We start from the raw sequence: 22,793 nt of genomic DNA on the forward strand, positions 1-22,793 counted from the left end.
TTCCTACAGTTCTAATACGCGAATTTGCTGGCCTTGCTCAACCATTAGCGCTTCAGCTAATTGTGGGCTTAAGGTGACGTTATCATGCTCTTGTGAAACTAAAATTCTTGCCGCTGTTGCGCGGTAATCCGCTAACAAGGTATTGGCGACAAGATATTGATGATCGGCATGAGGCATCTTTCCAATAGTGACCGTGAGTAGACGGCTTTGACTCACGGCGCGGATGTCGCTTAGCGCACACTCCACTGTTGGACCACCATCGAAAATATCGACGTAATTTCTAAATTTAAAGCCTTCAGCCTGCAATAGCTTCAGCGCAGGTTTAGTATTTCTATGCACCTCGCCAATCACTTTTTGTGCTTTTTTTGGCAATAGGCATACATGTATCGGGCTTCTTGGCATCATTTCAGCCATAAAGGCCTTTTTACCTAACCCCGATAAATAATCGGCTTCGACAAAATCAATGCCTAAGAAATGATCTTGTAACCACTCATAAAAAGGTGAATCACCCTTTTCATCGCTTACGCCGCGCATTTCAGCAATTACAGTGCTGCCAAAACGTTGCTCATGTTGAGCGAGGAATAAAAAACGCGAGCGAGAAAGCATGCGGCCGTTATAGCCTCTGCGATATTCTTTATTTAAAAACAGCGTACATAACTCTGCAGCGCCAGTGTAGTCATGGCAAAGCGTCAGTGTTTCCACTTCGTTACGAACTGAGATTTGTTTAGAATGATAGACTTCAGTGCCTAAACGGTAATGATAAAAGGCATCTTCCATCCCGACAGCGGCTTCAATACCGCAGGTACCGACAACTTGATTGGTTTTTAAATCTTCAAGCACCATCAAATAACCTTCATCGAAAGGTTTCTCAACTTGCTTGGAAAAAGAAGCTTCAGCTCTAGCGATTTTAGAGCGTAATAGCTCTTCGTTGACTGGCAGGGAAGTGAACCCATGACCCGATTCAACGGCGACCTTGTAAAGTGCTTCGTAATCACTGCCACGAATAGGTCGTATGATTAGCATCTGACTCTCCTTGATAATCCAGTAATAAAAAGTCACCAACAAACAGACTTTTCATTACCGATAACCCAATAAAAAAGCGCAAGGTTTTACCCTTACGCTTTACTTATCTATTAACCTGCAACCACTTTAGCTACAGCACGTTCGAAACGTGCTAAACCTTCAGCGATATCAGCTTCTGGGATAACAAGAGATGGAGCAAAACGCACGACGTTAGCGCCAGCAATCAAGCTCATTAAGCCTTCTGCAACCGATGCAACTAAGAAGTCACGGCTACGGCCTGCATATTGCTCGTTAAGTACTGCGCCTAATAACATGCCTTTACCACGCACTTCTGAGAACACATTATATTTGGCATTGATTGCCGCTAAACCATCACGGAATAACTGTTCGCGATGCTTAACACCATTCAGTACTTCAGGCGTATTCACCACATCCATAACAGCATTACCAATAGCGCACGCTAATGGGTTGCCGCCATAAGTCGAACCATGAGTACCAATTTTAAGATGTGCGGCAATTTTAGCAGTGGTTAGCATTGCAGCAATTGGGAAACCGCCGCCTAGGGCTTTGGCGCTGGTTAAAATATCAGGCACAATATCGGTGCCCATGTAGGCAAATAACTCACCGGTACGGCCAACACCTGTTTGCACTTCATCAAAAATAACTAATGCGTCATGCTTATCAGCAAGTGCGCGCACAGCTTTTAAGAATTCTGGGTCACCATTGATAATACCGCCTTCACCTTGAAGTGGTTCAAGCATGATGGCACAAGTGTTATCAGAAATTACCGCTTCTAGAGCGGCAATATCATTAAATGGTACATGAGTAACGCTTTGTGGTTTAGGCCCGAAACCATCAGAGTAAGCCGCTTGACCACCCACAGTAACAGTAAAGAAGGTACGACCATGGAATGCTTTATCAAAGGCGATGATTTGATCTTTTTGTGGGCCGTGATTATCTAATGCGTAACGACGGGCAAGTTTTAGTGCAGCTTCATTGGCTTCAGCACCTGAGTTAGCAAAGTAAACACGCTCAGCAAACGTGGCGTTAACCAGTTTCGTCGCCAGCTCTAATGCTGGCTCATTGGTCATTACGTTTGATAAATGCCACAGCTTTTCACCTTGTTCTTTTAGGGCGCCAACAAGTGCTGGGTGACAATGACCTAAACAATTCACTGCAATACCACCAGCAAAGTCAATAAACTCATTACCTTGTTGATCCCAAACTCGACTGCCTTCTCCGCGAACTGGGATTACGGCTGCTGGCGCATAGTTAGGCACCATGACTTCATCAAATTGGGCACGTGTTAAGTTCATTTCAACGCTCATTGCTTTTCGTTCCTTAAAGTTATTAGCGACACTTAAGTCACTCTATTCCGCTTGCTGTATTGATTTTGGTTTAAGTTGACTGCGGATGTTTGTATAGCTTGCAGGTCATTATTAGCTAAAACGTGATCAAAATACCAGTTTTTAGCGGTTAACTATTCATAACTTAAATGAATAATGCATAAAGAGTTAACAAACTTCACATACAAAGTGCTATTACAGCTTATTTTTAGCATAAATAGTCATAAAAAAAGTTATTTGGCCTCAAATAAGCTAGCTATTCATCATAAATGCATAACTAAACAAGATTTAGTCATACTTAAGGGGGATAAAGCCTGACTTTAAACTAAATTAAGCTTGCGGTAATTTTGCGATTTTAAACGGATCAGCTCTTGCTCGGTAAATTCATAATAATCAAATAACACTCGCTTCTCTTGCGGCTCAATTAAACGCGATTGCTCTAATATTAATACCTTGGCATAACAACTGGCTTTGGCAACGATAGCGCTTTCTGTGGAAAACTCGCTAAAGTGATAATTTAAATCGAGCTCTTTTAGCACTTGGGTTAGCTGGCTCTGGTTAAAATCCATTAAGTCCAATAATTGCCAATTAAGCTGCTCACCATAGGACATCACTTGCTCAAACACTTCCTCAGCTGGAAATGCTGAGGCCATTACCGCATCGTATAAGGTTTTATCCCCTTTGGCGCTGGTCTCACGTAGCCAGGTTCCCCATGTGTTTTCAAATTGTCTGGCGCTGGCATTTAATATAGTCGCTGCGCCTAATTGCTTCATCAAAGCTGCGCTATAAACCAATGCCACATCCTTTTGATGCAGCGCTGCCAATGCTTTGGCCGCTATGGCGGTGATCATGCTGTAACGCCATAACTTACGACTAGCCCAAATCAGGTTAGTATTGCCCGATGGCAGCCAATGCCGTAAACAAAAGTAAGGGATCACAGCTTGCAAATTTTCAATGCCAATATAATTAAGCACTAACTTAATGTCGGTTACTTTGACTTCTGATCGCTGCGGTCTGCGGTGACTCGAGGCTGGGCTATTGATTAAATTGATAAGATCGGTCGATAGCCAGCTGATATTTTCAACAAGCGATCGCACTCGGCGCAGATCAGGTTCTTTGTTAAGCAGTAAATCCAATAATAAAATATGGGACTCTTTTAAACCCGATTGCGCTAACATCTGCTGAGGTGAATTGAGCTGATGCTCAAGGGAGCTTATGACAGTGTTAGTCAATTGCTCTGATATGCGCTGTAACACCAACTGAGCCCGCGCTTGCTCTTCTAAACGTGCTTTAATGGCTAAACGTTCAACTTCAAGTTTATTGGCGTCATCTTCTAACTGCTTATCTAAGTCATCAAGCTGCGAGGGTAACTTTTCCTTACCCATAATCAGTTGCTTATACAGCCTGCGCTCAACTTCAATGACTTTTCCTGGCCTTACGCCACCTGCTACCGACACTGCCACAAATAAACTGCCTTTAATTCTGTGTTAGTTATATGAAAATTATATTTCAACTGCTGCTTATCGTTACAAATAAGGCCTCCAAATGGAAGCCTTATGGTTTAAATCAGCTTAAGTAAAACGCATCATTACTTTAGCTCTTGCTCAAACAATTTGTAGATACGACGATATTCATCTAACCAGCTTGATGCCTGTCTAAAGCCATGTGGCTCAACAGGGTAAATCGCGGTTTCAAACATCGGCTTTTCTAACTCAATCAAGCGTTGTACTAAGCGCACACTATCTTGGAAGAACACATTGTCATCGAGCACACCGCTCATGATCAGCAATGGTTTTTGTAAACCCTGTGCGTGTTCAATTGGTGAACTCTTTTCATAGGCAATGGGGTCAACATCTGGGGTATTTAAGATGTTAGAGGTATACGGTGCATTGTAATGAGCCCAATCGGTGACCGGACGAAGTGCTGCGCCCGCTTGGAATAACTCAGGCTCATTAAATAACGCCATGAACGTTAAGAAGCCGCCATAAGAGCCGCCATAGGTACCTACTTTAGCGCCGTCAACATGACTGTTAGCCGCCATCCAGCTAACGCCGTCTTTTAAATCTTCAACTTCAGGATGACCCATATTGCGATACACAGCGGTGCGCCAATCGCGGCCATAACCTTTAGAACCACGGTAATCCATATCCATGACGACATAACCCTGTTGTGTTAATAAGTTATGGAACATGAACTCTCTGAAATAGCCAGAAAAACCATTATGGGCATTTTGCAGGTAACCCGCACCATGGTTAAAAATTACAGCAGGATATTTTTCAGCATTATTAGCATCATAGCCCTGAGGTAAATAGACTCTAGCGTAAATGTCTTTCGCACCATGAGTTGATGGTACTTTTACTACTTGAGGGGCTTGCCATGCATAATCTGCAAACGCTTTACTGGTGTAATGAGTTAACTGCTTAAGCTCGCCGCCAATTGGCTGCACATACAGCTCATTAGGTTGGGTGGCTGTTGATGCCGTTAATAGCAACGATTGACCATTAGGGCTTAACTCATAATCAAGGGTACCTGTCCACTGGGTCAGCTGCTCAGTTTTACCGCTAGCAATCTCAACCCGATAAACATTATAAGTTCCAGGGTGGTCTTTGTTAGCACGATAATAAAGATGCGTCGCATCGGGTGATAAGGTCACTTGATCAACCACATATTCGCCATTGGTAAGTGCGCTGGTCTTGCCATTTTCACCTTTAACATAAAGCTGTGAATAACCAGACTCTTCAGATAAGTAATAGAATGACTCAGATGTTCCCACCCAACCAAATTGATTAAAGGTGTAGTTAACCCAAGCATCATCATGTAAACGGTGCTCTGTTTTTAGCTTGCCGGTTTCAAGGTTGACACTGGCGATCCAGCGATCTTTATTATCAACCGCTTCAATCATAACCAGCAATTTATTTTCAGATTCATGCCACTGCATCGGACTTTGACTCCAAGTCCAATCTTGCATCAGTTGCAATACCCGTGGCGATTTTTCGCTGTTATAACGCTCGCCTTTGGCTTTGGCATTTTCAGCTTTTACACTGGCTAACACGTCGGCATCGTAACCATCAAGACCTTCAATAGTGATATCTTTCTTAACGTGATCGACCAAGTCTAGGACCACCAATCGTTCACCTGGGTAACTGTCTTCAGCCACACGCGCCCTTGCAGGTACTGCATCAACATAGCCATCTTTACCTAGATAATTTGGCATGATGTCGTGCTCGCTGCGCCAGCTATAGTCTTTATCAACTAAGTTAACCACTAAGTAACGGCCATCAGCGGAAAGACTCATATCAGAGACTTTTTCATCATCGCCTAAATACCAAGTTTTAGCCGCAAAAGTCGGGTCTTGCGCCGCTAACTGCTCGGCATATTCAGCGCGGGTTTTACTCTTGTTATGCTGCAAAGCAACATAGGCAATCAAACGATGCTGTTGTTTGGCAATGTAAGATTCTGGATCGCTAACCCCTTTAGGGGCATTGGCCATTTGCACATCTGCTAGCTGCTCAGTTAACCCAGTCTGCAGATGTATCTTGAAGACACTATTACCTTGAAAATAAGCCAAATCGCCGCTACTAAGGAACTTAACCTCATCAATGGCAGTATTCACGCGGGTAAGCTGTTTTACGTCCCCTGACGCTAATTGCTTAACGAATATATTACCCTGATAGATATAGGCTTTTTGCGATTTATCTGCACTCAACACACCGTGCTTTTGATCAGTTAAATGCAACTGATTCAAGCTAATAAGACTTGCCTGAGTTTGACTCACGCCTTGCTGATAAACCTCAGCAAGTGGCGCCTGATGTGCTTGTCGATTAAAATAAATTGACTGACTATCATCGCCCCAATAAGCATTTTTAGCTAACACACCCATCCAATCAGGATTGGCCATGATCTGATTTAAGGTTAAAGGCTGTTCAACTTGAGGAGGTGTCGCAAGCGGCACTGTGTAACTTGAAGCTGCGTTAGAAATGCTTGGGGTGTTATTGCTAGTTGCGGTCGCGCTGCAACCAGAAATGATCGCTAAAGAAAGCGCACTAAGCGCAGTATTGCGCAGTAGCCTTGTCATATTGAATCCTTTGTCATCAAAGATGTTTGGTATATTCTCGCCTAAACGTTAACCACTGTTTGGCAAGTGCTTTTATTATTGCTCTTTTATATCATAAAAAAGGAGTAAACTTGTGAGCTTTTTTGGTCAAAGTTGTAACGGAAATTATTGATTATTGGAGAGGAAAGTAAGGTTAGCCGTTTAGAAGATGATAAAGGGATCCAAATGCGACTCATTGGCCCCAAATGAGCAAGTTAATAATTTAAAAAATTCTGTAGTAACTCAAGACCTTGTTCGGTCAAAATAGCTTCTGGATGAAATTGCACCCCAAATATAGGCAAACTATTATGGCGCATCGCCATGATCTCACGGCCATGAATTGGATCATCAAACCATGCATCAAGTTGAAAACCATCAGGTAAACTTTCAACTAGTAAAGAATGATAACGGGTAACTGTAAGTGGCTGATTAAGCTGTTTAAACAAGCCAGCTTCATGGTGATTTATCTTGCTGGTTTTACCATGCATCACTCTTTTAGCACGAACAACATTAGCGCCGAACACCTGTGCAATGGCTTGATGACCTAGACATACCCCTAAAATTGGCAGTTTACCGGCAAAGTATTCGATTGCTTGTAATGAGATCCCCGCTTCATTAGGCGAGCAAGGGCCTGGAGAAATAACCAAATGAGTTGGATTTAAGGCTTGGATTTCTGCAATGCTGATCTCGTCATTACGCTTTACCATAATCTCAAAACCTAGCTGCTGAAAATATTGCACTAAGTTAAAAGTAAACGAATCGTAGTTATCAATCATTAACAGCATTAAGGACCCTAAGTACAAGATTGCTTTATAAGAATAATTAATCAGGAAAGCTAAAATACCTGAATGGTGGCGGATAATAGCATAGCTTTGCTCAGTGCTTAAGCGTTTAGACCTATCGCTGGTTTTGTTGACTGTAACGTTTAATTGCTAGGTTATACTATAGCTCTATATCAGTGGCTCCTACCGCCATCTTAGGAAGGTAAACTATGGGAATGCAATTTTTAAATACACAAGTTTCAGGAACACAAGTCACACAGGTGGGAAATGTCAGTCTTTATTTTATTGGTGATATTTATGGTCGCTTAGACAAGTTAACCGATTTATTAGCCGAAATTGATTTTGATATCGATGATCCACAATCGAGTATTCAATTTGTTAAGTTAGTTTTTTGTGGCAACTTAATTGCGTCACACCAGCCTGCTCAAACCGATGCAGCCGCTATTGAGCACATCGCCTTACTCAACTTTATAAAACGGCTGGTTGATGAAGGTTATGCTTATTGTTTGCTTGGCATAAATGAGTTTAACGCCATAGGTTGGAGTAAACACCACCCGATCACAGACGAGCCTTTAGTTAGCGCGAGCAAGCTAGCACTCAATTCAGATAGCCTAAGCCAACAAGGCCCCTTTTTCCTATCGTTATTTGATCCCGCTGACGAATCAATTTATCAATGGATAGATTGGTTTATGTCATTGCCACTGTTTTTGGATTTTGGTCATATTCGCGCAGTGCATGCTTGTTGGGATCAACAAACAATCACAGCGTTAGCGCCGTATATAGAGCCAAGTCATGCTTTATCACAGCAATATTGGCCCTGCGCGTTTGATAAAGATCACTCGCTCAATCATGCACTAAATATTATTTTGAATTACCCAACATTTGAGTTAACCGAGCAACACCCTCACAATCTGTTAACAGTTCCGGTAATAGTGGCTCATTATCCCTTAGACAGTTTCCCAGATATTCAAAATGAATACCTGGCTTGTGTTAATTACAACGCAGCGGTTGCCAACTACCCACTCGTGAGTTTTGCTTGGCATCAAGGTCGCAAAAAACAGCTTGAGGACGCCTGCGTATCTGATAATGCACAACTCAGCCTTGGCGAGTTTTGTTTTATTGACCAACCCACCCCAGAAGAACAGATTGCCAGTGGTGTTGAAGCATTGTTAGCGATGATGATAAAGCAACTGCCTAAGGTGGATATAAGCCCTGAAGCCTTATGCCAATTTCAACAGCAAGTGGATCTTTGCCTATGGCAAGACTGGGACCCTAGTGAGCAATTTCCTAATGCTCGCTATCGAAATCAGTACCAAACCTTTATCGAACCAATCGCCCAATTAGCATTAGCCATGGATAGCGAGCAGCTCTGTGCTTATCTGGCTATTTTGGCGCGATACCAGCTAGAAATTGAAAATGATAATTTGGAAAACCGTTGTTTAAAAGTCGCTTTCAAACTAACAAGATTAGCAGCCCATGCGCTTAAGCACTAGGACAGTTCAGTGGAGTGGAAGTAAAACTAGCAAGATAAGTTTAAGATGTTACTGAGACTTCAATAGCTGCACACTATGCCACTCAGTAAATAACAGACAATAAAAAACCAGTTACTAATCTAGGACTAATAACTGGTTTTTTTATGATTTGAGCCGACTATTTAACAACCGTTAAATGAGCACGTCCTTTAGTTTTTTCAGAATCACCAGTTGGCTTTTCTTCAGTTGATACAGCAGTGTCAACAGTAGCATCTACGGTCGATTCTACTGTAGAAAATGCTCTTGTAGCAGGTGATAAATCTTCAGATTCATCTTCTGCCATATAAGCATCTTCCATATCAAACACGGTACCAGCACCATTTTCACGGGCATAAATTGCCACGATAGCAGCCATCGGTAAAACGACTTGCTGCGGTACACCACCAAAACGAGCATTAAACTCGACAAATTCATTGGTCATTTGCAAATTTCCCACAGCACCGCCAGCTATGTTAAGTACGATTTGACCGTCTTTAACAAACTCTTGAGGTACTTGAGTCCCTTTCACAAATGCATCCACGACAACATGTGGGGTAAAGTGATTATCCATCAACCACTCATAGTAAGCCCGCAACAAATATGGACGATTAGGGGTAATTGCTTTCATTACATGCCCATGCGCATTTCGCGCTCAACCTCAGTTAACGATGCTTTAAATGATTCACGTTCAAAAATACGTGTCATGTAAGCATGGATATCTTTAGAAGTACGGGCATCAAGGTTAATACCTAGTTCAGGTAAACGCCATAATAGCGGCCCTAAGTAACAATCAGAAAGACCAAATTCTTCGCTCATAAAGTATGGCATTTCAGCAAATACTGGCGCTAAAGCAACCAAGCTTTCAGTTAACTCTTTACGAGCAGCATCAGCTTTGTCGCCACGGCGAATACGGGCAACCAATTCATACCAGTCAGTATCAATACGGTGCATCATTAGACGACTTTGTCCGCGAGCAACTGGATATACTGGCATCAATGGTGGATGTGGAAAGCGTTCATCCAGGTATTCCATGATAATGCGAGACTCATACAATACTAATTCACGATCAACTAAAGTCGGAACTGAGTTGTAAGGATTTACGTCAAGTAACTCCTGAGGCTTCTCGCTAGGGTCTACCTGTAATACATCAACAGTTACCCCTTTCTCAGCCAGTACGATACGTACTTGGTGGCTATATAAATCATCGGCACCTGAAAACAGTGTCATGATAGAGCGTTTGTTGGCAGCTACAGCCATTGATATCCTCCAGAAACGGAAAAACAAAACAAACGAGGGGCTAAGCCCCTCGTTTAGAGTATGCGAATAATGTATTTTACCCGTTATTCGTGTCTAGTGCACATCTTTCCAGTATTCTTTCTTCAACAAATAGGCAATGATGAAGAAAAAGAATAGAAATCCGAGTACCCACCAGCCTAAAGCTTCACGTTCAAGCTTCACTGGATCGGCTGAATATACAAGGAAACCGGTGATATCTCGCACCGCTTGATCGTACTCTTCTGCGTTCATAGAGCCACCAGTCGCAACTAGCGTTCCATCTTCTTGTTTTACAGAAATACCTTGTAAATCTTCAAGAACATGGGGCATACCCACCAATGGGAAAACAGTATTGTTTACCCCAAATGGACGACTTTCATCTTTATAAAAGCCTTTAAGGTATGAATAAACCCAATCGGCACCACGCACGCGAGCCACTAAAGTTAAGTCTGGTGGCGCTGCACCAAACCACTTAGCTGCGTCAGCTTCAGGGATAGAGTTTTCCATTAGCTCACCCACTTTAGCATCGGTGAACATATACTTGTTACGCATGTCATCAACTGAAATACCTAAATCTTCAGCAACACGGCCATAGCGTTGGTACTGGGTACTATGACAACCTGAACAGTATTGTTGAAATAAGTCTAAACCACGCTCTAATGACTCATTGTCATGTAGGTTGATTTCCGGATCAGGACTCTTAACAAATTCATTGTTGCCACCAGCCGCTATTGCTAGCGTTGGTAACAATGTAACTAATGCGATTAATAGCTTTTTCATTAGTGCGTCACCCTCGTAGGAACTGGTTTTGTCTTTTCGTTTTTACTGTAAACCCACAGCGCCACGAAGAAGGCAAAATAAGTAAGTGTAAAGATACGCGCTGCAATAGTTAATGTAGGCGTAGCTGGAACCGCACCTAAATAACCTAGGATCAAGAATGAAACGGTAAACTGCGCAATGTTAATCTTATGAACAAGTCCACGATAACGAATCGACTTCACTTTACAGCGATCTAACCAAGGTAATACGAACAGTACCGCAATCGCGAGCCCCATACCGACAACACCTAAAAGCTTGTCAGGAATAGCACGCAAAATTGCATAGAATGGCGTGAAATACCATACTGGAGCGATATGCTCAGGGGTTTTCATTGGGTTAGCCGCTTCAAAGTTTGGCTTTTCAAGGAAGTAACCGCCACCTTCAGGCATAAAGAACAACACGTAACAGAAGACGATTAAGAAACCGGCGACGCCCATGATATCTTTTACTGTGTAATAAGGGTGGAAAGGGATAGCATCAACTGGCCAGCCATTTTCATCTTTATTCTTTTTAACTTCGACACCGTCAGGGTTGTTTGAGCCTACTTCGTGTAAAGCAATCAAGTGAAGGAAAACTAATACAACTAAAACTAGAGGCAGTGCAATAACATGTAATGCAAAGAAACGGTTTAGTGTCGCACCAGAAACTACATAGTCACCACGGATCCACAATGTGAGGTCATCACCAATAAATGGAATCGCACCAAATAATGAGATAATAACCTGTGCACCCCAGTAAGACATTTGTCCCCAAGGTAGCAAGTAACCCATGAAGGCTTCAGCCATTAGCACGAGGAAAATCAACATACCAAATAACCAAAGTAGCTCTCTAGGTTTTTGATAAGAACCGTAGATTAAGCCACGGAACATATGCAGATAAACCACCACGAAGAATGCCGAGGCACCCGTGGAGTGCATATAACGAAGTAACCAGCCGTACTCTACATCACGCATGATGTATTCAACTGAAGCAAAAGCGCCTTCAGCTGTTGGTACGTAGTTCATGGTTAACCAAATGCCCGTTAATAGCTGGTTAACTAAAACAAGTAATGCTAATGAACCAAAGAAATACCAAAAGTTAAAGTTCTTTGGTGTTGGATATTGACCAACATGGCGATTATAGGTCGCCGTCATTGGGATGCGAGCATCAATCCAATCAACGATATTCTTAACCATTATGCAGCTCCTGTGTCGACACCGATGAGTACAGTTCCATCATCGACATATTGATGCGGAGGTACAACTAGGTTCAATGGTGCTGGTACGCCCTGAAATACACGTCCAGCCATATCAAACTTAGAGCCATGACATGGACAGAAGAAACCAGCAGATACACCTTCTACTTGCTCACCAAAGCTATCTGGTAAATAAGTTGGTGAACAACCTAAATGTGTACAAATCCCGACAGCAATAAAGAACTCAGGCTTAATTGAACGTGCAGGATTAGCTGCATACGCGGGCTGTTGTAATTCTTCTGAAGCAGGATCGCGTAATTGACCATCTAATGAACTTAACTCATTTAAAATGGTTTCGGTACGACGAACAACCCATACAGGTTTACCACGCCATTCAACTCGAATTAATTGACCTGGTTCTACTTTACTAATGTTAACTTCTACCGGTGCACCTGCAGCTTTCGCTTTAGCGCTCGGATTCCATGACTTAATAAAAGGCACCGCTACAGCGACGGCACCAGCTCCACCAACTACGGCGGTTGCGGCTGTCAGGAATCTGCGGCGTCCGGTATCGACTGGCGCTTTGCTCATCCACTTATCTCCCAGAGGGTGTTGGAATTCTTATATTTTAATAACTTAGCAACATTAGAATCACTAACGGCTAAATCTATACTTTGAGGCGGGGCTCATTATAGCGAAAAATTAGAACCAGATCATAGTAATTCACACAACTAAGTTACGGGATTTGCGTGTTTTTTTTGCAATGAGCAAAAAATAAGCTACCGATTTCTTCAGTTGTTATGAAGATAAGAACAAACAAAATAGTTAAATTGCTGTAAATAAACAATATTTAATGAAACATACGCTATCTAAATTAGTCACAGCTGATTAATGGTATCAACTGGCAGAAATTCAATTTATTTCGCTGCACAATCTCAAAACGCAAAAAACCCGGTATAAACCGGGTTTTAAATTAACGCTAAATTTCAATTAATGAAATGTTGGCTTATTTACCATCGATAGATTTCATGTATTTGAAGAAATCACTGTCAGGTTCTAAAACCATAACATCACTATTGCCAGCGAAACTCGCCTTGTAAGCTTCAAGACTTCTTAAGAAACCATAAAACTCAGCATCTTTGTTATAAGCATCAGCATAAATCTTCGCAGATAATGCATCACCTTCACCACGAACCGTTAATGCTTTACGTTCTGCTTCAGCCACTTTAACTGTCACGTTAGCATCAATAGTTGCACGGATGATTTCAGATTGCTCTTTACCCTGTGCACGATGCTCTTTTGCTACAGCTTGACGTTCAGCACGCATACGCTGGAAGATACTGCTACTTACGTTGGCAGGTAAGTTGATTTGCTTAACGCGCACATCAACCACATCGATACCAAGATCTTGTGAGCTTTCAGATGCGTTTTCAAGTGCATTAATCTGCAACTCATCACGTTCACCTGAAACAATTTCTTTAATAGTACGACGACCAAACTCTGTGCGTAAGTCATTGTTGATTTTACGCTGTAACAGGCTTTCAGCTGTTGCAACATTACCGCCACCAGTGGACAGGTAAAACTTTTCAAAATCGCTAATACGCCACTTAACATAAGAGTCAACCATAAGGTCTTTTTTCTCTGAAGTAACAAAACGATCTGCAGCGCCATCTAAGGTCTGAATTCGCGCATCTAGATATTTTACTTTATCTATTGCTGGAATTTTAAAGTGTAAACCTGGTGCAAATACACGCGTGACAGGTTGACCTTCAACGTTATCTTTTAAGATCTCACCAAAGCGAGAAACGATAGCACGTTCACCTTCGTTAACGACCATAACAGATGAAAAACCAACACCTAAAATGATTACCAGAACAATCAGTCCTATTCTACCCATGAGTTAGTCCCTCCCTTGGCGTGAACGAGACTCACGAGTCTGACGTCCATCAACTGGCATAGAAGACGTAAGCGAATTATTTGAAGGCGTGTTCACATGCGTTTCAACAACTGGCTCTGCAGGCATAGTTTTAGCTTGATTACCCATCATTTTGTCTAATGGTAAATACATTAAATTACCATTGTTTTTAGTATCAATTAGTACCTTGTTAGTATCTGCCATGACCTCTTGCATCGCATTAAGGTATAAACGTTTACGGGTCACTTCTGGTGCCATTTGATACTCAGGCAAAAGTTTTTCGAAACGAGCAACCTTACCTTGAGCTTCTAAGACTTCACGTTGCTTATACGCGCTAGCCTGTTGCGCCATACGCTCAACCTGACCACGTGCTTTAGGCTCAATTTCACGCGCATAAGCTTCTGCTTCGCGAATGAAACGCTGTTCATCTTCTTGTGCAGAAATAGCATCATCAAATGCATCTTTCACTTCTTCAGGCGGACGCGCTGGTAAGAAGTTGACATCTTGAATTGATAAACCAAGCTTATACGGCTCAAGAATACGCTCAAGTTCAGCCCAAGTATCACGACGAATAGCATCACGACCAGTAGTCAAAATGTCATCCATAGTGTTATGCCCAATCACATAACGAAGCGCACTGTCTGTTGCCTCACTCAAACTCTCATTTGCATCAACTGCACTAAACAAGTAAGAATAAGCATCATCCACTCGATACTGAACATCAAGTTCCACTTTCACTAAGTTTTCATCAGCCGTTAACATGCTGCCTGATGCAGGAATAGAGCGCACTGCTTTAATGTTTACCGGAAACACTTCATCAATAAAAGTTGCTTTCCAATGTAAACCAGGACCAACTTCACCAGAATGCTGACCAAAACGTAAGGTTACGCCTCGCTCTGCCTCTTTAATGGTATAAAAGCCTGAACCACCCCAAATAATTAAACCAATCACCAAAACTACAATAAGGCTCATTGGGTTAAAAGAAGGGCTAGAAGATCCACCTGAACCACCTTTACCACCGCCGAAGCGCTTTGAAAGGTTACGAAATACTTCGTCTAGATCTGGTGGGCCTTTGTCGTTACTGTTTTTGTTTCCCCAAGGGTCTTTTCCCTTGTTACCGGGCTCATTCCAAGCCATTTAGCACTCCATAAGTGGATGAAATAAATGATATTAGCAAATAACGTCTACGTCTGATTCTTCAGAAGAATCCTCAAATATAAACGTCTCTAATTCGCCTTGACTCTGTTTTGTTAATCGGCGCCAATTGGCATCCGATAAACGAACAGACAAAATACAGTTCCCCAGATCGTCGTACTCTTTCTGCTGTATCGCGTCCAGTCGATAAAACTGGCCAAGATAATGTCCAGCCGTAGCTGGAATTTTCAATGTCTGCTCTATAATGACTTCACCGATTAACTCGTTGATAGCCTGCAAGAGCAATTCAAATCCAATTTGTTTTTGTGCAGATACCCAGACTCGCTCTGGCTTACCTTCATCGTCGTAATCGATGCGAGGCACAAAATCTTCCAATAAGTCGATTTTATTACAAACGACCAATTGTGGAATAGTATCTGCTTCAATTTCTTCAAGCACATTTTGAACTTGATCAAAATTCTCCGTCATATTCTCATCAGCACAATCAACAATATGCAATAACAGATCAGCTTGACGTGTTTCTTGCAAGGTTGCTTTAAATGCTGCGACTAAGTCGTGAGGTAAATGACGAATAAACCCAACTGTATCAGCTAAAATAACTGCTCCGTCAGGTAAATTCAATTTACGCAGAGTAGGATCAAGTGTGGCGAACAATTGATCTGCGGCATAAACTTCTGAGGCGGTTAACGCATTAAACAAGGTCGATTTTCCCGCATTGGTGTAACCCACCAATGACACAGTGGATAAGTCACTGCGCTTTCGTGAACGTCGACTTTGTTCACGTTGTTTGTCTACTTTATCAAGTCGGCGATTAATACTTTTAATCCGTCCACGAAGTAAACGTCTATCGGTTTCGAGCTGGGTTTCACCCGGGCCACGCATACCAATACCACCTTTTTGTCTCTCCAAGTGAGTCCAACCACGAATAAGGCGCGTCGACATGTGGCGCAATTGCGCTAGCTCCACTTGTAACTTACCTTCGTGTGTTCTCGCTCTTTGAGCAAAAATATCTAAAATCAGCGTTGTTCTGTCTAACACTCGGCATTGACAGATCTGTTCTAAATTTCTTTCCTGAGCTGGACTCAGTGCATGATTAAAAATCACCACTTTAGCTTCTGTAGCTGCAACCATAGCTGCAAGCTCTTCTACTTTCCCTGACCCAACAAAAAACTTTCGATCTGGTGAACGCCGACTTCCAGTAATAACACCAACAGAGCGTACTCCTGCTGATTCGACTAATAATTGTAACTCTGTAATGTCTTCTCTACGCTCGTCGTCAGAAAAGTCAATGTGAACAAGTACTGCGGTTTCACCCGCTTCATAGCGATCAAACAAGTAGTAAACTCCTTAAATATTATTCTGATGCAGGTGCTTCATCATTTGGGGTATAGCTCTGAGTACCTTGTGCAGCCACATTAAATGGGCGTGCTGGTACAACAGTTGAAATAGCGTGCTTGTAAACCATTTGGCTTACTGTATTTTTTAACAAGATAACGAATTGGTCGAATGACTCAACTTGACCTTGTAGTTTAATACCATTCACTAAATAGATAGAGACTGGTACACGTTCACGACGCAAAGCGTTTAAAAATGGGTCTTGTAAAGATTGCCCCTTAGCCATTTCAATTTCCTTTTTTTATTTTCAAAATAAATTTTTTGAATTTTTGAAGAATGTTTTATTGTTTAGTTTTAGTATTATACAGCAACAGCTAATTAGCTAGCTAGAATGTTGCATAAGTGTAACTAAATTTCCTTCGGCGCCACTTTCAAGCCAATGTAACTCGGGCCAACTTCTTAACCATGTTAATTGACGTTTGGCTAATTGCCTAGTGGCAGCGGTGCCTTTTTCTATTAAAGTCTCGTAGTCAAATTCACCATCGAGGTACTGCCAACACTGTCGGTAGCCGACACAACGCATAGATGGCATATCTAAATGTAAGTCTTTGCGATCTTTTAATCGTTGAACTTCGTCGATAAAACCATTTTGCATCATTAGTTTAAATCTTTTTGCGATCAATTCATGTAATACTTTTCTCTCATGTGGCGCTATCGCAAATTGCATCACATCATAGGGTAACGGCGCTGACTTTGTTGCCGTTAGCTCAGTCATCGATTTACCCGTAATTCTGTATACTTCTAGAGCGCGAGATAGCCGCTGGGGATCATTAGGATGAATTCTTGCCCCTGCTGTAGCATCAACTTGGCAAAGTTGTTGATGTAATGCATCCCAACCTTGCTCTTCTGCCTCTTGCATAATTTGCGCTCTGATCTGCTCATCTGCAGCAGGTAACGGTGACAAGCCTTCAAGCAATGCCTTAAAGTACATCATAGTCCCCCCTACCAATAAAGGGGTCTTACCACGATTAATTATATCTTCTATTTCAATTAATGCATCGCGACGAAAATCTGCCGCAGAGTAACTTTCACTGGGGTCGAGAATGTCAATTAAACGATGAGGCGCTAAGGCTAGCTCATCGGCATCAGGTTTGGCTGAGCCAATATCCATTTGACGATAGATTAATGCCGAATCAACAGAGATAATTTCACAATTATGCTGCTGGGCCATTTCAATTGCTAAAGCCGTTTTTCCTGAAGCGGTTGGCCCCATTAAAAACAATACTTTGGGCTGTTTGAGTTGGTTCACATTAATTCTCTTCTAACCAGGATTGCCATGGCAATGATTTCGCCTTTGATAACTGCATTTGCTGCTGCTCTGCGGTTAATTGGCTATATTGAAGCCACACTTCAGCTGCGGCTGAAAAATGATTTGCTTGCTGTTTTGCCATCCACAACGCCAACGCTTCATCCGATGGCTGCTCTAATTTAATCCAATCTAATAATTCTGGGATCAACACAGCTAATTGGGTATCTCTGAGATATGGGGGCACATTCTTAATTATCAACTGTTGGTAGCGGATTGAAAGGGTTAATCCTAACCTACGTAATAACTGCTCTCGCTCTTCAAGGATAATTTTCCAGTCAACATCGGCTTCAATTGAAACCGGCATTAATAATGGCTGACCCACAAGTCCTGTTGTTATTTTAGTCTGTATCTCTAATTTTGTAACAAAAATAGAAACTTGCGCGATATCAACTAATAAAATCTGCTGACCTGTAACCATCACCCAGAAGCGACCATCAACAATAGACGGCATAGTGATATGCGCAGACAGATTTGTCTCATTAATTTGCGTTAATGAAGAATTTCCAGCTTGGGTTTGCAGTAATTGTCCATAATTAGCGATAGCCGTTGGGGTTATTTCTACCGTGTCAGCTGTTCTACCACCGCTATAGGGATTATTGCCACTGCTTGTAGCTCCTGTGCTTCCGGTAGCTGCATTATGCTGTGGTTGATGGCTTTGGTGTTGATAGCCCTGCGCTGGCACCGACATGCTGCCAAAGCGGCTGCTCGATAACTCTCTAGGTTGATGTAATTGAGTGGCAGATCCCCGACTTTGCGGCATGTCTTGACTTACTTGCTGCCAATTGCTTATTTCTGCCTCTGATGAATGACCAATTTCCTCGCCAATACCAGTTTGCGCGCCTGTAGGTTTGTTAGCTATACCGAGATCTAATTCAGGTATTTGCGCTAAAACAGACTGCAATGCCTGTAAAATAAAGTCATGCACTAATCGGCTTTGATGAAAACGCACTTCATGCTTTGCTGGATGTACATTGACATCAACCTGATGCGGATCCAGCTCAAGCATCAACACATAACCCGGTTGATGCTGAACTTGAAACTGACCAAATGCCTGCTTTACCGCATGGTTAACTAATCGGTCTCGCACTAAACGGCCATTGACATAAAAATAGCAGCTATCAGTCGGTTGTAAGTCATTAGGTGACTGCAAATAACCCGATAATATCAAGCCATCATGCTGGCATTCTAGGTGCAGAGCATGCTCGGCAAAAGCCCGACCACAAATTTGCCCAAGACGCTGTTTGTATTGAATTTCAGTATTGGCCGCTCGATATTGACGCGCTAACTTACCATTATGGGTTAAGGTAAAATGCACATCGGTTCTGGCGATGGCAATGCGTTTTAACCATTCATCAATATGGGTGAATTCGGTTTTATCACTTTTCAAAAAGCGTCGTCTGGCAGGGGTATTAAAGAATAAATCCACCACTTCAATGGTAGTGCCCTTAGGGTGCGCAGCGGGCGTCACTTTAACGTCCATTTGCGAGCCTGCAGCGTAGGCTTGCCACGCTTCAGTTTGCTCAGCAGGTTTTGATGTTAGGCTTAAACGGGAGACAGAGCTAATACTGGCTAAGGCCTCGCCTCTAAAACCAAAACTTAAAATGGCTTCTAAGTCATCAAGGGAGTGTACTTTTGAGGTCGCGTGACGAGATAAGGCTAAGGCTAACTCTTCCTTTGAAATGCCTTTACCATTGTCCCTAATTTTAATGAGCTTACTGCCACCTTTGTCGATTTCGATATCCACCCGGGTTGCGCCAGCATCAAGGCTATTTTCAACCAACTCTTTAACTACAGATGCAGGACGCTCAACCACTTCGCCGGCAGCAATTTGGTTAGCAAGCTGTGGTGGTAAAATTTGAATAGCCATAATTTACGCTCTTGGAATAACCAGCTTTTGGCCTATCCGTAGGACATCTGATTTAAGGTTGTTGGTTTTTCGAATACTGGCTATGCTGACTTTATATCGCTGGGCAATAACCGATAAAGATTCGCCACTTCTTACTGTATGCTTAGTGTTACTCTGTTTCGCCAATAAGGTGCCTGAAGGTGGGTTAGCGGCAAAATATTTCAGCACACCTTTATGGATCGCATTAGCTAACTTTTGTTGATGGTTACCATTTAACAATAACCCTTCTTCTCTAGGGTTAGAGATAAAACCAGTTTCCACCAAAATAGAGGGAATATCAGTCGACTTTAAAACAGCAAAGCTCGCATGCTCTGGTTTACTCTTATGTAGTTTAGTCACTTTACCTAAACCTGATAATACATCACTGGCAATATGATGACTTTCAGCCAGAGAATGGTCCATCGACATATCGATTAGGGTCATCACAAGATACTGTTCACTATCGGAGTTTTGAATTATGTCTCCAACGCCACCTAATAGCTCGGAATGCTTTTCTTTATCCTCAAATACGCGACCAATTTCGGTATTGGCACGGCGCTTTGATAATACCCATACCGATGCCCCATTAGGTTGTGGTGACGTAAATGCATCTGCATGAATAGAAATCAGTAAATCAGCTCGACTATTTCTAGCCAGTTCCGAGCGTTGATTTAAATTGACAAAATAATCGCCAGTGCGGGTCATCACCGCTTTCATTCCTGGTGTTTTATTAATTTCTCGTGCAAGACGTTTGGAGATCTCAAGTACAATCTTTTTCTCATAGGTGCCTTTGGGGCCGATTGAACCAGGATCTTCGCCGCCATGGCCTGCATCGATAGCGACAATCACATCGGTAGAGCGCTTGCTAGTGTGCACCACCGACTGTACCGCTGCACTTTTACTGGCAGAGTTATCTAAATCGACCACTAAACGATTACCGTAAGGGGCTGTCGGTGTCAGGGCAAACAAATTCGGCTTTGCTGGTGAGTTTAAATCAAGCACCACACGTAAAGTGCCTTTTTTGGGAGGGGAACTAATACGCACTTTTTTGATCAACTTGCTGTCTTTAGCAATATCAGCAAGCTTCACATTGGTTGAAGCTTGTTTTAAGTCGATAACCAAACGCTGGGGGGTTGTTAGCACAAAATAGCTATAATCAGGTGCCGAAGACAAATCAAATACCACTCGGGTTGATTGCGGGGCATCCCAAATTCGCACACTTTCAAGTTTATTAGCTGCAACCTGTAAGGAGCAGAATAATAAACATATGAAGATTATAAATCGTGTCATTTTTTCTAGGGTCATTATTATTTTAGTTAATTGACTTATGCTTACTAGCGTTTGTTTTTAAAGCTTATTATGAACTAATTAGTTATAAAGCTTAGCGACAAGCTGATTACCAGCTCCTGTCATGCCAGTGAGCTCCACCTGTCGTTGCTCTCCGTCATAGCTTAAATGAATGGCAACATCGGCTTCAGGTAATAAGCCATGCCCTCTATCTGGCCACTCGATAATACTAATAGTGTTATCAGTAAAGTAATCGCGGATCCCCATAAATTCAAGCTCTTCAGGATCAAGCAAACGATATAAGTCAAAATGATAAATTTGCATTCCCTTGAGCTCATAGGGCTCAACTAGGGTATAGGTTGGACTCTTTACATTGCCATCATGACCTAAACTTTGGATCAAACCACGGCTTAAGGTGGTTTTACCTGCACCGAGATCACCAGTTAAATAAATCACTAATGGGGCTGAAACCCACAAAGATAATTCAACACCAAGATCAATCGTTGCTTGCTCATCTTTAAGATATTTTTTAATCGAAGTCATGTTAACTTACCAGCACTTGGGAGATTAATCATATAAAACTGCAATATAGCTGAGAATACTAACCTCTTAGCCTATTGCGCTATTTGATGGCCTAAAAAAATAAAGCCAGCTTGATAGCTGGCTCTATATATAAATATTAACATAAAATTGACGCTGGAAAACCGGATTTTAGATATCTTCCATCCGTAATGCGCTATGTACCATACGTTTCTGCTGGGTTTTCTCCACTCGAACTAAATCTAATAAAGCATCTTTGATTTCAGTGACCTCAGTGCTGTTAGCGGTTTTTTCTAAAAAACCAATCAAACGGTTTTCTAAATCAAGATGCATCTCGAGTACATCATCTTCACTCATATTGGCTGCTAGAGTCGAGTCTTGGCAGCGTTTTTCAAAGTCTTCGAAGGTGATGTCTTTATACCAAGTTTCAAGCATACGCTTTGGTGCTTCATCAATATAATTTTCAATACTGTCATGCACATGCTGTTGGTGTTGCTGTAGATATTCCAACATCATTTTTACTCTTGTAGAGTCTGCATTGCGGTGTAGTCGGCCATAAAGCTGACCCATGTCTAAGCGTGACTTGGCAATGAACTCAAGCACTTCACTTAATTGTTGGATACGCATAATAAACACTCCATCTGTCACCGCCCTTTGGCGGTCAGTAAAAATAAGATTGTAAAAGCTTGTATTTATTATGGTTGAAAAAAAGTTGAGAATATTTGAGCGAGTTCATATTTTGCATATAAAAAACAAGTAATTTAGCAACAATGAAACAACACCCAGCTACAGCACCCTAAACAATGCATAAATATTGTGCAAGCGGGGGGGGGGGTAAACCGAGACATTTTGAACGCAGGGAGAAACTGCAGCGACCTGTCTGTTCATAAAAAGTGGTTCGAACTGATGACCTATACCTTGGCAATAAAAAAGGTATCACTATTTCTAAAAGCACAACTGAGCTAAGAGTGGGTTTATTTTTTTATTTGAAAGGAATGATTTTCTTAAGATGAGAAATTGGAGTGACCTGTCTGTTCATAAAAAGTGGTTCGAACTAATGACCTATACCTTGGCAATAAAAAAGGTATCACTATTTCTAAGAGCGCAACTGAGCTAAGAGCGGGTTTATTTGAAAGGAATGATTTTCTTAAGATGAGAAATTGGAGCGACCTGTCTGTTCATAAAAAGTGGTTCGAACTAATGACCTATACCTTGGCAATAAAAAAGGTATCACTATTTCTAAGAGCGCAACTGAGCTAAGAGCGGGTTTATTTTTTTATTTGA

General features: G+C 42.0%; 20 protein-coding genes. 1 reads left to right on the top strand and 19 read right to left on the bottom strand.

The window, feature by feature from the left end; translation table 11 throughout:
- Positions 1–3: 3 nt before the first annotated feature.
- The 5 genes from astA to BCU91_RS08550 form a co-directional block, all read right to left on the bottom strand.
- Positions 4–1,023: an arginine N-succinyltransferase gene (astA, locus tag BCU91_RS08530; RefSeq protein ID WP_102439921.1), complete on the bottom strand. Its 1,020-nt coding sequence runs from the start codon at positions 1,021–1,023 to the stop codon at positions 4–6.
- A gap of 110 nt (positions 1,024–1,133) precedes the next feature.
- Positions 1,134–2,351 (bottom strand): aspartate aminotransferase family protein, encoded by a 1,218-nt coding sequence (locus tag BCU91_RS08535; RefSeq protein ID WP_102439922.1) that lies wholly within the window; start codon positions 2,349–2,351, stop codon positions 1,134–1,136.
- Between the two features lie 338 nt (positions 2,352–2,689).
- A complete protein-coding gene (locus tag BCU91_RS08540; RefSeq protein ID WP_102439923.1) occupies positions 2,690–3,832 on the bottom strand; it encodes an HDOD domain-containing protein in 1,143 nt (380 codons plus the stop codon).
- A gap of 125 nt (positions 3,833–3,957) precedes the next feature.
- The gene (locus BCU91_RS08545) at positions 3,958–6,444 is read right to left on the bottom strand and encodes a prolyl oligopeptidase family serine peptidase (RefSeq protein ID WP_102531288.1); all 2,487 of its coding nucleotides are present in this window, start codon (positions 6,442–6,444) and stop codon (positions 3,958–3,960) included.
- 233 nt (positions 6,445–6,677) lie between these two features.
- Positions 6,678–7,247, bottom strand: a complete 570-nt coding sequence (locus BCU91_RS08550; protein ID WP_102475911.1) for an aminodeoxychorismate/anthranilate synthase component II — start codon at positions 7,245–7,247, stop codon at positions 6,678–6,680.
- 206 nt (positions 7,248–7,453) lie between these two features.
- Here BCU91_RS08550 and BCU91_RS08555 point away from each other — a divergent pair, with 206 nt between their 5' ends.
- The gene (locus tag BCU91_RS08555; RefSeq protein ID WP_102531289.1) at positions 7,454–8,737 is read left to right on the top strand and encodes a hypothetical protein; all 1,284 of its coding nucleotides are present in this window, start codon (positions 7,454–7,456) and stop codon (positions 8,735–8,737) included.
- A 157-nt stretch (positions 8,738–8,894) separates the two neighbouring features.
- Here the strand turns inward: BCU91_RS08555 and BCU91_RS08560 are convergent, their stop codons facing one another.
- The 14 genes from BCU91_RS08560 to BCU91_RS08625 form a co-directional block, all read right to left on the bottom strand.
- Positions 8,895–9,383 carry a ClpXP protease specificity-enhancing factor gene (locus BCU91_RS08560; protein WP_102439927.1) on the bottom strand — a complete coding sequence of 163 codons (489 nt, stop codon included), beginning with the start codon at positions 9,381–9,383 and terminating at the stop codon, positions 8,895–8,897.
- A complete protein-coding gene (sspA, locus tag BCU91_RS08565) occupies positions 9,383–10,012 on the bottom strand; it encodes a stringent starvation protein SspA (RefSeq protein WP_102531290.1) in 630 nt (209 codons plus the stop codon). The genes BCU91_RS08560 and sspA overlap by 1 nt, the downstream gene beginning before the upstream one ends.
- A 93-nt stretch (positions 10,013–10,105) precedes the next feature.
- Positions 10,106–10,810 carry a cytochrome c1 gene (locus tag BCU91_RS08570; RefSeq protein WP_102439928.1) on the bottom strand — a complete coding sequence of 235 codons (705 nt, stop codon included), beginning with the start codon at positions 10,808–10,810 and terminating at the stop codon, positions 10,106–10,108.
- The gene (locus BCU91_RS08575; protein ID WP_102439929.1) at positions 10,810–12,024 is read right to left on the bottom strand and encodes a cytochrome bc complex cytochrome b subunit; all 1,215 of its coding nucleotides are present in this window, start codon (positions 12,022–12,024) and stop codon (positions 10,810–10,812) included. Before BCU91_RS08575 ends, BCU91_RS08570 begins: the two co-directional genes overlap by 1 nt.
- On the bottom strand, positions 12,024–12,614 hold the full coding sequence (gene petA, locus BCU91_RS08580) for a ubiquinol-cytochrome c reductase iron-sulfur subunit (protein ID WP_076539021.1): 591 nt from the start codon (positions 12,612–12,614) through the stop codon (positions 12,024–12,026). Before petA ends, BCU91_RS08575 begins: the two co-directional genes overlap by 1 nt.
- Positions 12,615–13,029: 415 nt before the next feature.
- Positions 13,030–13,920, bottom strand: a complete 891-nt coding sequence (gene hflC, locus BCU91_RS08585) for a protease modulator HflC (protein WP_102439930.1) — start codon at positions 13,918–13,920, stop codon at positions 13,030–13,032.
- 3 nt (positions 13,921–13,923) lie between these two features.
- On the bottom strand, positions 13,924–15,075 hold the full coding sequence (gene hflK, locus BCU91_RS08590) for an FtsH protease activity modulator HflK (RefSeq protein WP_102439931.1): 1,152 nt from the start codon (positions 15,073–15,075) through the stop codon (positions 13,924–13,926).
- Positions 15,076–15,108: 33 nt separating this feature from the next.
- Positions 15,109–16,428, bottom strand: coding sequence for a ribosome rescue GTPase HflX (gene hflX / locus BCU91_RS08595; protein ID WP_102520637.1), 1,320 nt, complete (start codon positions 16,426–16,428; stop codon positions 15,109–15,111).
- Positions 16,429–16,447: 19 nt separating this feature from the next.
- A complete protein-coding gene (gene hfq / locus BCU91_RS08600) occupies positions 16,448–16,714 on the bottom strand; it encodes an RNA chaperone Hfq (RefSeq protein WP_102439933.1) in 267 nt (88 codons plus the stop codon).
- A gap of 96 nt (positions 16,715–16,810) precedes the next feature.
- On the bottom strand, positions 16,811–17,737 hold the full coding sequence (gene miaA, locus BCU91_RS08605; RefSeq protein WP_102475908.1) for a tRNA (adenosine(37)-N6)-dimethylallyltransferase MiaA: 927 nt from the start codon (positions 17,735–17,737) through the stop codon (positions 16,811–16,813).
- 1 nt (position 17,738) lies between these two features.
- Positions 17,739–19,664, bottom strand: coding sequence for a DNA mismatch repair endonuclease MutL (gene mutL, locus BCU91_RS08610; RefSeq protein ID WP_102439935.1), 1,926 nt, complete (start codon positions 19,662–19,664; stop codon positions 17,739–17,741).
- Between the two features lie 3 nt (positions 19,665–19,667).
- Positions 19,668–20,972, bottom strand: a complete 1,305-nt coding sequence (locus tag BCU91_RS08615) for an N-acetylmuramoyl-L-alanine amidase (RefSeq protein ID WP_102531293.1) — start codon at positions 20,970–20,972, stop codon at positions 19,668–19,670.
- Between the two features lie 78 nt (positions 20,973–21,050).
- Complete coding sequence (gene tsaE, locus BCU91_RS08620; RefSeq protein WP_102439936.1) at positions 21,051–21,512, bottom strand: tRNA (adenosine(37)-N6)-threonylcarbamoyltransferase complex ATPase subunit type 1 TsaE; 462 nt, start codon at positions 21,510–21,512, stop codon at positions 21,051–21,053.
- A gap of 168 nt (positions 21,513–21,680) precedes the next feature.
- Entirely contained in the window at positions 21,681–22,136 is a 456-nt protein-coding gene (locus BCU91_RS08625) for a hypothetical protein (protein WP_102439937.1), read from the bottom strand.
- Positions 22,137–22,793: the final 657 nt, after the last annotated feature.

Origin of the sequence: Shewanella sp. 10N.286.52.B9, assembly GCF_002873635.1 — a bacterium.
Taxonomy (GTDB): domain Bacteria; phylum Pseudomonadota; class Gammaproteobacteria; order Enterobacterales; family Shewanellaceae; genus Shewanella.

Excerpts from the sequence above, each read along its gene's own strand:
- hfq (WP_102439933.1), bottom strand. The coding sequence starts at position 16,714 with ATGGCTAAGGGGCAATCTTTACAAGACCCATTTTTAAACGCTTTGCGT.
- tsaE (WP_102439936.1), bottom strand. The coding sequence starts at position 21,512 with ATGACTTCGATTAAAAAATATCTTAAAGATGAGCAAGCAACGATTGAT.
- sspA (WP_102531290.1), bottom strand. The coding sequence starts at position 10,012 with ATGGCTGTAGCTGCCAACAAACGCTCTATCATGACACTGTTTTCAGGT.
- astA (WP_102439921.1), bottom strand. The coding sequence starts at position 1,023 with ATGCTAATCATACGACCTATTCGTGGCAGTGATTACGAAGCACTTTAC.
- BCU91_RS08555 (WP_102531289.1), top strand. The coding sequence starts at position 7,454 with ATGGGAATGCAATTTTTAAATACACAAGTTTCAGGAACACAAGTCACA.
- petA (WP_076539021.1), bottom strand. The coding sequence starts at position 12,614 with ATGAGCAAAGCGCCAGTCGATACCGGACGCCGCAGATTCCTGACAGCC.
- BCU91_RS08535 (WP_102439922.1), bottom strand. The coding sequence starts at position 2,351 with ATGAGCGTTGAAATGAACTTAACACGTGCCCAATTTGATGAAGTCATG.
- BCU91_RS08550 (WP_102475911.1), bottom strand. The coding sequence starts at position 7,247 with ATGCTGTTAATGATTGATAACTACGATTCGTTTACTTTTAACTTAGTG.
- hflC (WP_102439930.1), bottom strand. The coding sequence starts at position 13,920 with ATGGGTAGAATAGGACTGATTGTTCTGGTAATCATTTTAGGTGTTGGT.
- mutL (WP_102439935.1), bottom strand. The coding sequence starts at position 19,664 with ATGGCTATTCAAATTTTACCACCACAGCTTGCTAACCAAATTGCTGCC.
- BCU91_RS08560 (WP_102439927.1), bottom strand. The coding sequence starts at position 9,383 with ATGAAAGCAATTACCCCTAATCGTCCATATTTGTTGCGGGCTTACTAT.
- BCU91_RS08570 (WP_102439928.1), bottom strand. The coding sequence starts at position 10,810 with ATGAAAAAGCTATTAATCGCATTAGTTACATTGTTACCAACGCTAGCA.
- BCU91_RS08545 (WP_102531288.1), bottom strand. The coding sequence starts at position 6,444 with ATGACAAGGCTACTGCGCAATACTGCGCTTAGTGCGCTTTCTTTAGCG.
- BCU91_RS08615 (WP_102531293.1), bottom strand. The coding sequence starts at position 20,972 with ATGACACGATTTATAATCTTCATATGTTTATTATTCTGCTCCTTACAG.
- BCU91_RS08625 (WP_102439937.1), bottom strand. The coding sequence starts at position 22,136 with ATGCGTATCCAACAATTAAGTGAAGTGCTTGAGTTCATTGCCAAGTCA.
- hflK (WP_102439931.1), bottom strand. The coding sequence starts at position 15,075 with ATGGCTTGGAATGAGCCCGGTAACAAGGGAAAAGACCCTTGGGGAAAC.
- BCU91_RS08575 (WP_102439929.1), bottom strand. The coding sequence starts at position 12,024 with ATGGTTAAGAATATCGTTGATTGGATTGATGCTCGCATCCCAATGACG.